Annotated in this window: 10 protein-coding genes; all 10 read left to right on the top strand. The window is 43.5% G+C overall.

Features of this window, described 5'->3' with window-relative positions:
- Nucleotides 1-9: 9 nt before the first annotated feature.
- The 10 genes from G9Q97_RS05015 (at nucleotide 10) to G9Q97_RS04970 (ending at nucleotide 12,166) form a co-directional block, all read left to right on the top strand.
- The gene (locus G9Q97_RS05015) at nucleotides 10-1,983 is read left to right on the top strand and encodes a DUF5060 domain-containing protein (RefSeq protein ID WP_166143781.1); all 1,974 of its coding nucleotides are present in this window, start codon (nucleotides 10-12) and stop codon (nucleotides 1,981-1,983) included.
- Nucleotides 1,984-2,081: 98 nt separating this feature from the next.
- Nucleotides 2,082-3,185, top strand: coding sequence for a hypothetical protein (locus tag G9Q97_RS05010; protein WP_166143779.1), 1,104 nt, complete (start codon nucleotides 2,082-2,084; stop codon nucleotides 3,183-3,185).
- A 48-nt stretch (nucleotides 3,186-3,233) separates the two neighbouring features.
- On the top strand, nucleotides 3,234-3,857 hold the full coding sequence (locus G9Q97_RS05005) for a hypothetical protein (protein WP_166143777.1): 624 nt from the start codon (nucleotides 3,234-3,236) through the stop codon (nucleotides 3,855-3,857).
- 49 nt (nucleotides 3,858-3,906) lie between these two features.
- Entirely contained in the window at nucleotides 3,907-4,965 is a 1,059-nt protein-coding gene (locus tag G9Q97_RS05000) for an isocitrate/isopropylmalate dehydrogenase family protein (RefSeq protein WP_166143775.1), read from the top strand.
- A gap of 2 nt (nucleotides 4,966-4,967) precedes the next feature.
- Entirely contained in the window at nucleotides 4,968-5,612 is a 645-nt protein-coding gene (locus G9Q97_RS04995) for a cyclase family protein (protein ID WP_166143773.1), read from the top strand.
- Between the two features lie 3 nt (nucleotides 5,613-5,615).
- Nucleotides 5,616-7,004 (top strand): four-carbon acid sugar kinase family protein, encoded by a 1,389-nt coding sequence (locus tag G9Q97_RS04990; RefSeq protein WP_166143771.1) that lies wholly within the window; start codon nucleotides 5,616-5,618, stop codon nucleotides 7,002-7,004.
- On the top strand, nucleotides 7,001-8,041 hold the full coding sequence (locus G9Q97_RS04985; RefSeq protein ID WP_246255424.1) for a Gfo/Idh/MocA family protein: 1,041 nt from the start codon (nucleotides 7,001-7,003) through the stop codon (nucleotides 8,039-8,041). The genes G9Q97_RS04990 and G9Q97_RS04985 overlap by 4 nt, the downstream gene beginning before the upstream one ends.
- 73 nt (nucleotides 8,042-8,114) lie before the next feature.
- The gene (locus tag G9Q97_RS04980; protein ID WP_166143770.1) at nucleotides 8,115-8,759 is read left to right on the top strand and encodes a GntR family transcriptional regulator; all 645 of its coding nucleotides are present in this window, start codon (nucleotides 8,115-8,117) and stop codon (nucleotides 8,757-8,759) included.
- Between the two features lie 84 nt (nucleotides 8,760-8,843).
- Nucleotides 8,844-10,133, top strand: coding sequence for an MFS transporter (locus tag G9Q97_RS04975; RefSeq protein ID WP_317168719.1), 1,290 nt, complete (start codon nucleotides 8,844-8,846; stop codon nucleotides 10,131-10,133).
- A gap of 488 nt (nucleotides 10,134-10,621) precedes the next feature.
- On the top strand, nucleotides 10,622-12,166 hold the full coding sequence (locus G9Q97_RS04970; RefSeq protein ID WP_166143768.1) for a SulP family inorganic anion transporter: 1,545 nt from the start codon (nucleotides 10,622-10,624) through the stop codon (nucleotides 12,164-12,166).
- Nucleotides 12,167-12,316: the final 150 nt, after the last annotated feature.

The raw sequence follows: 12,316 nt of genomic DNA, 5'->3' as shown, positions 1-12,316 counted from the left end.
CCAAAAAACATGAAGAAATCAACATTGGTATTAATTTTAGTGCTTACACTTTTGACCAGTCCGAATTTATTATTTGCCCAGGCAAATGTTTCTGTAGATGGAGAGTTAAAAAAATGGCACCCGGTCACACTCACTTTCGATGGACCTGAGGCCAGCGAAACCGATGAATACAATCCCTTCAGTGGCTACAGGTTAAATGTTACCTTCAGGCATGAAGATGGAACGGATGCTTTGGTCGTACCGGGGTACTTTGCCGCAGACGGAAATGCCGCAGAAACAAGTGCTACTTCCGGAAACAAATGGAGAGTGCATTTTACCCCACCTAAAACCGGTCAATGGACTTACACGGCATCCTTCAGAATGGGAGAAAATATTGCAGTGAGTACCAGTTCCAGTGCGGGAGAACCCGTTTCTTTTAATGGAGCAAGTGGAACAATCTCTATTTCCGACACGGACAAAAGCGGGGCAGACCACAGGGCAAAAGGAATGCTCAGATACGTGGGAGAGCATTATTTGCGATTCGATAACGGGGAATGGTTTATGAAAGGCGGAGCCGATGCTCCGGAAACGTTATTGGGGTATGCTGATTTTGATGGCACTTATACCCATTCCGGCCTTACAAAAGATTATGGCGACAATTTGATTTGGGGAAGCACTCAGCATAAAGATGGCCGTGGAGCCACTCCATTGAAAAAGTATGAAGCACATATTCAGGATTGGAAAGCGGGAGATCCTACATGGAAAGACAACAAGGGGAAGGGGCTTATTGGTGCCCTGAATTACCTGAATGCCAAAGGGATGAATGCTTTTTCATTTTTGACTTTATCGGCAGGTGGAGATGGCAAAAATATTTGGCCCTGGATCAATCATCAGGAGGTGGACCGCTATGATGTCTCCAAGTTGGCCCAATGGGAAATGGTCTTTACCCATGGAGATCACTTGGGCATGTTCCTTCATTTCAAAACCCATGAAAATGAAAATGACCAGTTGCTAAATGGCGGGAAATTGGGACCTGAGAGAAAACTTTATTACCGGGAACTGATTGCCAGATTTTCCCACCATCATGCCCTAAACTGGAACCTGGGAGAGGAACACGATCTTTGGGAAGAATTGAATGACCCGGATCAGTTGAATGCCAAGTCAGATGCCCAGTATATTCATAGCCTGGACCCCTACGATCACCCTGTAGTTACACATACTTTCCCAGGCCAATATCAACAGGCCTATACTCCCTTATTAGGATTTGAATATTTTGAAGGCCCCTCCATCCAGACCAATAGCATGCGTCCCTGGCATAATTTTGATGTGATTTCTTATTGGGTCAATGCCTCCCGTCGTGCAGGAAGAAAGTGGAATGTGTCTATGGATGAAGCCGGTACCGGAGGTCTTGGTGTGACTACTGATGACTACGATGATAACTATAACCAGGATGAGGCCAGAGCCACTTATTGGGCCACCATCGCTGCCGGAGGAGATGGGGTAGAATGGTATTTTGGTTATTCCGAAGAACAAAATGACCTGAATATGGAAGATTGGCGGAGCCGGGATGCCCTGTGGGACTATACCCGTCATGCCATGGATTTTTACAAAAACAACAATATTCCCTTTTGGGAGATGGAAAATGCCAATGGTCTGACCCGTAGTGAAAAAGATTTCGTGTTCACCGACAATGGTGAACTGTATGTCATTTATCTCCCCGCAGGAGGTGGGGCATCACTTAACTTGCAGGGCAGTAACGGTACCTATACGGTGGACTGGTACAACCCCAGAACAGGGGGTGAACTTCAAAAAGGAAAGGAAATGATAATCGAAGAAACCTATTCCCGTGAACCGGCTTCGGTGCTTTCAGCACTGCCTAATATCAAAAAGCCAAGGATACAGGGAGGCAATGTCACGGAGGTCACCGGTCCCGGATGGGTAAACCTGGGCATGCCGCCTGAGGATGTGAAGGAAGATTGGGTGATTTTGGTACGGAAAAAGTAAAGAATTGGATTTGTAAAATTCCATAAAAATCCCTGATAGCAAAGGGAATACGTAAAAATAATGCTATTGAAGTTCCTTATCCCTTTAAATTAAATATCATGAAAACACCACATTATTTCACACTGACGCTTATTATCACCTGTTTGACTGGGTTTTTGGCCACACAATCCATCGCACAAAATACGGTTGTTACGATAAAGGGAGAGGCCTTTTACGTGAATGGAAAGCCTACCTACGAAGGCCGGACCTGGAAAGGCAACAAAATAGAGGGGCTACTGATGAATTCCCGCATGGTGCAGGGGATTTTTGATGACCTGAATCCGGAAACCAGAAAACTTTTTGGTTATCCGGATACAGGAGAATGGGATCCGGATAGAAATACTGCTGAATTTGTGGCGGCCATGGATGAGTGGAAATCATATGGAATGAATGCATTTACCATCAATATGCAAGGGGGAAGTCCTACCGGTTATGGGAATAAGGAATGGTACAATTCACCTTTCCATCCGGACGGTGAATTGAGACCGGCCTATATGGATCGGTTAAAGCGCGTCCTGGACAAAGCCGATGACCTGGAAATGGTGGTCATGTTGGGTATTTTCTATTTTGGGCAGGACCAAAATCTGGAAAATGAACAAGCGGTGATCAATGCGGTAAAAAATACGGTAAACTGGGTTTTAAAGGAGGGATACAGAAACGTGTTGATAGAGGTTAACAATGAGTGCAATGTCAAAGCATATGTGCACGAAATTCTCATGCCGGACAGGGTACATGAGCTCATTGAACTGGTAAAAACCATGGAGAGCAATGGGTATCGGCTTCTTGTAAGTACCAGTTATGGAGGAAATACCGTTCCCAATCCCAATGTCGTCAAAGCTTCTGATTATATCTTAATTCATGGCAATGGTGTGAATACACCGGAAAAAATGGAGACCCTGATCAAAAATACCAGGAAGGTAGAAGGGTACCGCCCCATGCCGGTGGTGGTCAACGAAGACGATCATTATGATTTTGACAAAGAGAGAAACAATTTCACCGTGGCAGTAGAACATTATGTTTCCTGGGGATTTTTTGATTACAGAAGAGATGGAGAGCCTTATGAAGAGGGATATCAAAGTGTGCCTGTTGACTGGGGCATCAACTCCGAGCGTAAACAAGGTTTTTTTGACCTGGTGAAGGAAATAACCGGGGGAAAATTTTAATGTAGATTTGACTCCGTTTATGTATTTGACATACTATAGAAATTTTATATGAAATCTTTTATCATTTATTCCATAATAGCAAATGTTTGTTTGTTTTCAGGAATAACGGACAATTTTCATTCTGCTCTTGGGAAGCAAACAGACTCGCAGGAGGCATTTGATGCTGCATTGGTTGCGCAGCTGCATGGTTGGCATTCAGGTTTGGAATACGAATGTCAAAGGAGTCTGCCTCTTCAAGAACCGGCAGCATGGGACCTTTCAGTAGAAGGGTTTTCCCCTGCTTACTACGACAAAGCCAGAAATGCCATCGCAGTAAATACTGTGGAGCAACCTACTGACCAATGGGCAGCGGCCACCACTACCTTTAAACAGCCTTCTGGAGTATACTCTATCCATTTTACCTCTCTGTTGGAATCGGATGGGGAATGTTTCTATGTTTTAAAAATTGGGGGCAAAAAGGTAATGAATTTTCAGAATCCCAGCATTTATGGAAAGGATATTGAAGAGTACGCACCGCATGTAGTGGAGGTAAAGAACATTACCATAGAAAAGGGAAGTTTAATCCAGGTGGAGTTCCTTCCACATTCCAATGGAAAGGTACCCGAGGGTGACGGCTTTGGTTTTGCACGGGGCAGGTGGAAAAGCCAAATAGGGTTTATACCCCAACAATAATAATTAGTTAAAAAAAAGAATTAAATCAGTAATACAATAAATTAATTTTATGAAAACGTATCGATTAGCAATAGTCCCAGGCGATGGCATCGGCCATGAGATTATACCTGCAGCACTTAAAGTCTTGGAGGCGGCTGCCAAAAAATTTGATTTTAAACTGGATTACACTTTTTTTGACTGGGGAGCAGGAAGGTATCTCAAAGAGGGTGCGTTTATGCCGGAAGATGGTTTGGACACCCTAAAAGCATTTGATGCTGTATTTTTTGGTGCTGTCGGTCTTACAGAAGTAGATGATACCTTGCCGGCAAAGTTGTACACTTTTAAAGTGAGGACAGCATTTCAACAATATGTAAACTTCAGACCGGTCAAACTTTTTAAGGGTTTGGAGAGTCCGTTAAGGAATAAGACTTCCAAAGAGATCGATTTTGTCGTCATCAGGGAAAACAACGAGGGGGAATTTGTGCAGTCAGGAGCTTTCTTTAGACCTGAAAGCCCGGAAGGCTTGGCTACGGACACCAGTATCTTTACCCGCAAGGGAATCGAGCGGGTAGCCCATTTTGCGTTTAAACTGGCTCAAAAGAGAAGAAAAAAGGTCACAAATGTCACCAAATCAAATACCTTGATTCATAGCCTGAAATATTGGGATGCAGTAATCAGCGAGGTATCGGAGAAATACCAGGATGTAAAGTTGGAAAAAATGTATATCGATAACGCCAGTGCCAATTTTATCCTGCACCCTGAATATTTTGATGTCATCCTCACCACCAACCTGTTTGGAGACATACTGAGTGACCTGGGAGGCGGAATAATGGGAAGTCTCGGTTTGGGTGGAAGTGGCAATATCAACCCCGAAAAGGAATTTCCTTCCATGTTTGAGCCCATTCATGGCTCAGCGCCGGATATTGCGGGAAAAGGTATTGCCAACCCGGTGGGTACCATTTGGTCCGGTGCCATCTTGCTGGAAAATCTTGGTGAAACAGCGGCAGCAGGCCAAATAGTGGATGCTATTGAAACTGTATTTCAGCAGGGGGTAAAAACCATAGATCTTGGAGGTACTGCCAGGACAGAGGACTTTGCTGCTGGAGTGATTAAAGCACTGAATGCATAAACATGGATTGGATAGACCTTACACAGACCATTGATGCCTCCATGCCCGGAGTTCAGATCCGGGAAGCCAAAAATCTTGAGAAGGACGGTTGGAATGCGGTTAATATTGACATGTATAGTCATTCCGGGACCCATGTGGATGCTCCAATACATTTTGGGGTAGAGGGTCCTACCATTGACTTAATGCCTTTGAGCAGATTGATTTGTAAGGCCGCCATATTGGATTTGACGGGGGTTCAGCCTTCCTATCAAATTGATGTCCATGATTTGGGCAATTTAAAAGATGATTGGATTAAGGGCGAGGGTTTAATCATTAAAACCGGTTGGAGCAAATTTTCAATTTCAGATCCCCATAAATACAGGAATCAGTTGCCCCGGATCAGCGAAAACCTAGCCCAATGGCTGGTAGATATGGGTTTGAATTTATTGGCCGTAGAACCGCCCTCCGTTGCCAATGTCAATGATTTGAAGGAAGTGACCCTGATTCACCGCATCCTGTTTTCAGGCCGGGTCATTATAGTGGAAGGGATTTGCAATTTAGATGAAATAAAAACAGAAAAAGTGGAATTAATGGTATTGCCACTGAAAATAGGGGGTGGAGATGGTGCTCCAGCCAGGGTTTTGGCAAGACCATTGGAAAATACATAACGCATGACGGAAAGCAACAATCCCCTGGACAGACCTTACGAGAAGGAGATAAGGAAGCTGTTTTATGAGCAGCAACTAACATTGGTAATTGTGGATGACGACCCTACAGGCACCCAAACGGCTCATGATGTACCGGTGCTGGGGCATTGGACTGAGCAGGCATTTTTGGATGAATTTATGAATAAAACGCCATTGTTTTTTGTTCTGGCCAATACCAGGAGCCTTACCCAACGGGAGGCGACAGCAAGGGCCAGGGAAATCGGGCAAAATTTACGGAAAGCCGCTGAACATACAGGACGCAGGTTTTTGGTAATCAGCAGAAGTGATTCCACCCTGAGGGGTTATTACCCATCTGAAGTGGAGGCTTTGAGCCATGGCGCAGGAGCTGGCAATCTGCCTACCCTGCTGATTCCTGCTTTTTTTGAAGGAGGGCGGATTACCGAAGACAATGTCCATTATATTGTGGAAAAAGGTGAGAAAATACCTGTGTCTGAGACGGTATTTGCTCAGGACAAAAGTTTCGGATATTCGAATGCCGACCTGACCAAATGGGTAGAAGAGAAAACCGGAGGAAGAATACCTCAAGAAGCGGTTAAAAGTTTGTCCATATCGGATATTGAACAGGGCGAAAAGGCCATTTTTGATAGGTTGGATGCGCTTGGTGAGGATGATGTAATGGTGATCAACAATACGACCTATCGGCAACTGGAAAAAACCTGTTTGGCGCTTCACCGGTTAATTAAGAAAGGCAAGGGCTTTAACTTCAGAACAGCCGCTTCTTTTGTTTCTGCTTTTTCGGGTATGGGACCTTTGGCCTGGCATCCTCAAAACAGACCGTCATTTTCTGGTTTGGGAGGTTTGATCATTGTAGGCTCCTATGTAAAAAAATCTACTTCGCAGCTTGAGCAGCTCCTGAAAAAGCAAGGGATTAAAGCCATTCCTGTTGCTGTAGAGAAAATCATTGCAGCAGTAATTTCAAATGAAGCCTATCTGCAGGAGCTGGTGAAAAATATTGAGACTTGTTTGACTTCCGGAATTCATCCGGTGGTGTATACCTCCCGAAACCTGATCTCAGGAGATAGCCCGGAGGAAAGCCTGGCCATAGGAGAAAAGGTTACCGGGTTTCTGGTGAATCTTGTCAAAAATATCAACATACAACCGGCATTCTTTATTGCCAAGGGCGGCATTACCTCCAATGACATCGCCGTGAAGGGTTTACATATGAAAAAAGGCATGGTGTTGGGCCAAATCATCGCCGGGGTGCCTGTATGGGAGATGGGAGAAGAAACCAGGTTTCCAGGAATGCCTTATGTGGTATATCCCGGGAACGTGGGAGATGCGGAGAGCCTGGCCCGGGTTTATGATTTGTTTACTGCAAACCCGACAAAATGATGAAGAAACTAAAAGGGGTAATTGTAGGCGCTGGATATTTCAGTCAATTCCATGGGGATGCCTGGTCCAGGATGGAAAAGGTTGAACTAATGGCAATATGTGACAAGGACATTCAAAAGGCCAGGTTATATGCAAAAAACTTCAAGATTCCAGGAGTGTACGCTGATTTGGAAACCATGCTGGACAAGGAAAAGCCAGATTTTATTGACATTGTAACCCCTCCGGTGACTCATAGGGCCATCATTGAAAAAGCCATATCCAGGGGGATTCACATCATATGTCAAAAACCACTCGCTGATACCTACAAAGAAGCCAGGGAAATCAGGAATCTGGTAAAAAATGCAGAAGTCCGCTTTATGGTGCACGAAAATTGGCGTTTTCAGCCATGGTATAGAGAAATAAAATCATTGATTAAAGCGGGTAAAATTGGAAAAAAAATATTTCAGTATACCTTCAAAATGAGGCTTGGAGATGGCTGGGGGGAAAATGCCTATCTGGACAGGCAGCCCTATTTCAGGACCATGCCCAGGTTACTGATTCATGAGACAGGGGTACATTTTGTGGATACCTTTCGTTTTCTTGAAGGAGAAGTGAGCGAGGTTTTCGCCAACCTGAAAACCCTCAATCCCATCATTCAGGGAGAAGATACCGGAATGGTTTTTTTCCGTTTTAAATCTGGGTGTACTGCCCTTTTTGATGCCAATCGGTACAATGAGCCCTTACACGAAAATGCCCGATTTACCTTTGGAGAAATGTTGGTGGAAGGGGATCAGGGAAGCATCATCCTGCACACCAATGGAGAAATATCCATCAAACCTCTGGGAATGCCGGTGCATAAACTCTCTTTTAAGCCTACTGAGACTGGATTTTCCGGAGACAGTGTGTATGCCTGTCAGGAACATTTTATCAATGGAATTATCAACAATACACCCTTTGAAACGGGAATTGAGGATTATCTCAAAACCCTGAAGGTGGTTGAAGCCATCTACCAGTCAAACCGTACAAAAACTAATTTTCCGGTAAGCCAGATAAAATGAGCATAAATTCCTATTTTAGTATTTTGTATACTGTATACTAAAAACATTTATAGCTTATCAAAACCTTAAGAAAATGCTGAAAAACGATGAATTGGGCATTCAAGCCTACCGGGAGCTTCGAAAAATGATTATAAACGGGAAGCTGGCTCCCGGTCAGAAAATTATTCAGGAAAAACTGGCTGCGCAAATGGGCATCAGTAGGACACCGCTTCGCGTCGCCCTGCACATGCTTGAATCCGAAAACCTTATTGAACCCAAGAATAAAACAGGATTTAAAGTCAAAACCATAGACAATAAAGAAATACTTGAAATTTTTGATTGCAGGATAGCACTGGAATCCACAGCTGCCGGTATTCTGGCGAAAAATATTACCCCTGCCGATGCCCAAAAGCTCAGACAATTTTTTCAACCCTATGAAAACAGCAAAAAGGGAGAATATGAAAGTTACAAAAAAACCGATACCCAGTTTCATGATTTCATTGTCGAAAAGTGCCGGAACAGGTACTTGTACAAACTGTTCAAGCAAGGCAATCTGATCACTTATATTGAGAGGATAGGCTTGATCCGCCCCCCTGAACATACCCTTCAGGACCATTTGGATATCGTTGCCGCAATTCTGGATGGAAACCCCGATGCAGCCGAAAAGGCCATGAAATCTCATCTGATCAAGTCCAAAGAAGTCATTGAAAAAAAACTGAAGGAGGAATTGAAAGCATGAGGGATTAACCATTAATAATATCAGGACGCTAAGTGCTGCTATTTAAACTGAGTACAGTCATTTTACAAAAAACCCAAAATTAAAGTGAGTAATCTAAAACAAAAACCAATCATCCCAAGCCGGTATTTTATGGTGGGGGGAACATTTCTGTTATCCATGCTGGTCTACGTAGACCGGATTGGCATCTCGGTGGCCAAAGAGCCCATGACAGATGCTTTGCAATTAAGTGATAAACAATTTGGTTGGGTATTGTCCATGTTTGCATTGGGATATGCTCTTTTTCAAACCCCTTTGGGCATTTTATCCGACAGATTTGGTCCCAGGAGGGCATTGGCTGCTGTGGTTAGTTTATGGTCTCTTTTTACCGCCTTGACGGGTGCAGTCACCAATTTTATCAGCTTGTTTTTTATCCGGTTTTTCTTTGGTGTAGGGGAGGCCGGAGCTTATCCCGGCATATCCAAGGCGGTTTATCATTGGATACCTATCAGCGAAAGGGGCATTGTCAATGGGATCAATTTTTCCGGGGGAAGGTTTGGTGCTGCATTTGCTCTGCCTTTGATAGCCATTGTTATTGATTCGCTCGGATGGAGGAACACTTTTTTTACGCTGGGGCTTCTGGGCATAGTATGGGCACTTGCCTGGTATTTTCTGTTCAGGGACAATCCCGAAGACCATCCCCTGGTATCTGAATATGAAAAGGAGGAAATTGTGCTGCAAAGGTCAAGGCAGCAAAAGGAAGAAATTTCCGCATTCTCCGTCCTATCCCTGGTCAGGTCCAGGAATTTGTGGCTGGCCATGGGACAATATTTTGCCAGTAATTTCACGTTTTTCTTTTGCCTTACCTGGTTGTTTCCTCATGTCAAGGAGCAATTTATGCTGGACAATATCGAGGCCGGCCTCTATTCTTCCCTGCCCCTGGTGGCAGGAGCTTTTGGCAACATGTTTTCCGGATGGCTCGTGGACCGGATTTACAAAAGTGGCCGGTTCAAGTGGTCCAGAACCATCCCGGCAGTTATAGGATTCGGTCTGGCTGCATTTGGGCTGTTGGCCAGCTTGTATTCCGGAAACATCATGTCTTCTATCTTCTTTTTGTCCGTTGCTATTTTTGGAGCAGACATGACCATCAGTCCCTCCTGGACCTTATGCAATGATATTGGAAAATTACATTCCGGAGCTGTTTCAGGTACCATGAACATGGCTGGAAATATAGGTTCCTTTATCACCGCATTGGCCTTTCCCTATCTAAGGGATTGGACCGGATCCGTTACTCCATTTTTTATCATTGGAGCCCTGTTAAATATCCTGGCCATTTTCATGTGGTTGAAGATTAATCCTGATAAAACCATAGTTTTTAAGCCTTTAAGAAGCAATTGACACCAAGGTTTTAAAGGAAATTACTGCTAAAGCAGGCATTTTCATGGCGAGGCTTGTCTGGCGGGTTCCAATGTAGAACAGATGGATTGTTTACAAACATTTAAGCCGGATAGCATTTAATTCGATTTTTGAGTTAATTCAATGATGATTAAATGTTAATTTCAATTTAATAAAAATATATCCTGGCATCTAATTCTAAATAGTTCTACTAAAAATAAGCGTACTTTGCTAAAAATCAGATAAATAGTGGTTTATTTAGAATAAAGTTTTGTTTATAGTTTAATTTTTGTTTTAGGTAAAATTTTGTATCGCTATAAATTGTTTTTACTTTTGCAGAGCAAAATGAAAGGTTACAGTTTAAAAAAATACAGACCCACTCCGCCTTAACCAAAGGTAATTTGCTGCGTTTTTTATTTTATCGCCCGAGATATCCTTTTACGATCTTTCCCCTTATTTACGATTTATTCACCAAAAAATCAGCGTAGCTTATGACGCAAATGTTTTACCGTTTATTTCGGCCCAAGCAATACAATTTAAAAGATGAAGTATTGTCAGGATTAACTGTTGCCTTGGCTTTGGTGCCAGAAGCGGTTGCTTTTTCAATTATTGCGGGCGTTAGTCCTCTGGTAGGCTTGTATACTGCTTTTATAATTGGTCTTGTTACATCAATTTTAGGGGGCAGGCCGGGCATGATTTCAGGAGCTACTGGGGCAGTTGCAGTGATTGTTGTGGCTTTGGTAATTAATCATGGGATAGAGTATCTTTTTGCGGCTGCCGTTTTGATGGGTTTGATCCAGATAGTGGTGGGTTTGCTCAAACTGGGCAAGCTCATTCGCCTGGTGCCTCACCCTGTGATATTTGGATTTGTAAATGGTCTTGCCATTATCATATTCATGTCTCAATTTAGTCAGTTTAAGGAAATCAATGCATCGGGAACACTGGTATGGATCAGCGGAAGCAAGTTGTATGTGATGCTTGGACTGGTATTGCTGACCATGTTCATCATCAAGTTTTTGCCAAAGCTGACTAAAGCTGTACCATCATCCCTTACGGCAATTTTGGTAATCTCGGTCATTGTTATTTTTGGCGGAGTAGATACAAAGACCGTAGGCGATATTGCCTCCATCAAAGGAAGCTTGCCGCAGTTCCATATCCCAATGATTCCTTTTACCTGGGAGACTTTATTGATTATATTTCCCTACTCTGCCATCATGGCCGGAGTAGGGTTGATTGAATCCCTGCTTTCCCTTACCTTGATTGATGAGATAACAGAGACCCGGGGCCATGGCAACAAAGAATGTGTAGCCCAGGGCATCGGTAATGTTGCAACCGGATTCTTCGGCGGTATGGGAGGCTGTGCCATGCTGGGACAAAGTCTGATCAATGTAAACGCCGGGGGGAGAAGCAGGATTTCGAGCGGGTTGGCCGCAGTAACCTTATTGTTGTTTATCCTCTTTTTTTCCGAATACATAGAGATGGTACCCATGGCCGCTTTGGTGGGGTTGATGTTTATGGTGGCCATCGGAACATTTGAATGGGCCTCTTTGAAAGTATTTGGGAAAGTACCAAAACCCGATATGCTCGTTATGGTGCTGGTCACCCTGATCACGGTAATATTGCATAATCTTGCGCTCGCAGTGCTGGTTGGTGTCATCGTTTCTGCTTTGGTTTATTCCTGGGAAAATTCCAAAAGGATACGTGCAAGGAAAAGGGTTGATGAAAACGGGGTAAAACACTACGAAATGTACGGTCCTTTGTTTTTTGCTTCAGCTACCACCTTCAGCGAAAAATTTGACCCCATCAATGATCCGGATGAGATTATTATTGACTTCAGAGAAAGCAGGGTAGTGGACCATTCCGGAATAGAGGCTATTAACAAGGTTACAGAGCGTTATGACAAACTCGGAAAAACAGTGTATATCCGACACCTGACCAATAGCAGCAAAATTCTGCTGGAAAACGCAAAAAAAATCATCAATGTCAATTATGCGGATGATGATCCGAGCTATAAGGTTGTACTAGAGAAGAATTGATTTTGGCGTTGGTATAAGTACCTCCTTTAGAAGCCATTTATTTTACTAGTCACTCCTTGCAATAGGGAATTTTTTGGGTTTCCTTATTTAACGAATACAAGGTTTAATTATTCATTCATTATTGGATATGGTGAAAATCCGGATTACTTT

The organism is Cyclobacterium plantarum, from assembly GCF_011290685.1.
In the GTDB taxonomy this organism is placed as follows: Bacteria; Bacteroidota; Bacteroidia; order Cytophagales; family Cyclobacteriaceae; genus Cyclobacterium; species Cyclobacterium plantarum.
The sequence above is the reverse complement of the archived record's forward strand: the minus strand, read 5'-3'. Positions and strand labels throughout refer to the sequence as shown.

Bases quoted from the DNA above. Each gene is read 5' to 3' on its own strand.
- G9Q97_RS05015 (WP_166143781.1), top strand. From the start codon at position 10: ATGAAGAAATCAACATTGGTATTAATTTTAGTGCTTACACTTTTGACC.
- G9Q97_RS05010 (WP_166143779.1), top strand. From the start codon at position 2,082: ATGAAAACACCACATTATTTCACACTGACGCTTATTATCACCTGTTTG.
- G9Q97_RS05005 (WP_166143777.1), top strand. From the start codon at position 3,234: ATGAAATCTTTTATCATTTATTCCATAATAGCAAATGTTTGTTTGTTT.
- G9Q97_RS05000 (WP_166143775.1), top strand. From the start codon at position 3,907: ATGAAAACGTATCGATTAGCAATAGTCCCAGGCGATGGCATCGGCCAT.
- G9Q97_RS04995 (WP_166143773.1), top strand. From the start codon at position 4,968: ATGGATTGGATAGACCTTACACAGACCATTGATGCCTCCATGCCCGGA.
- G9Q97_RS04990 (WP_166143771.1), top strand. From the start codon at position 5,616: ATGACGGAAAGCAACAATCCCCTGGACAGACCTTACGAGAAGGAGATA.
- G9Q97_RS04985 (WP_246255424.1), top strand. From the start codon at position 7,001: ATGATGAAGAAACTAAAAGGGGTAATTGTAGGCGCTGGATATTTCAGT.
- G9Q97_RS04980 (WP_166143770.1), top strand. From the start codon at position 8,115: ATGCTGAAAAACGATGAATTGGGCATTCAAGCCTACCGGGAGCTTCGA.
- G9Q97_RS04970 (WP_166143768.1), top strand. From the start codon at position 10,622: ATGACGCAAATGTTTTACCGTTTATTTCGGCCCAAGCAATACAATTTA.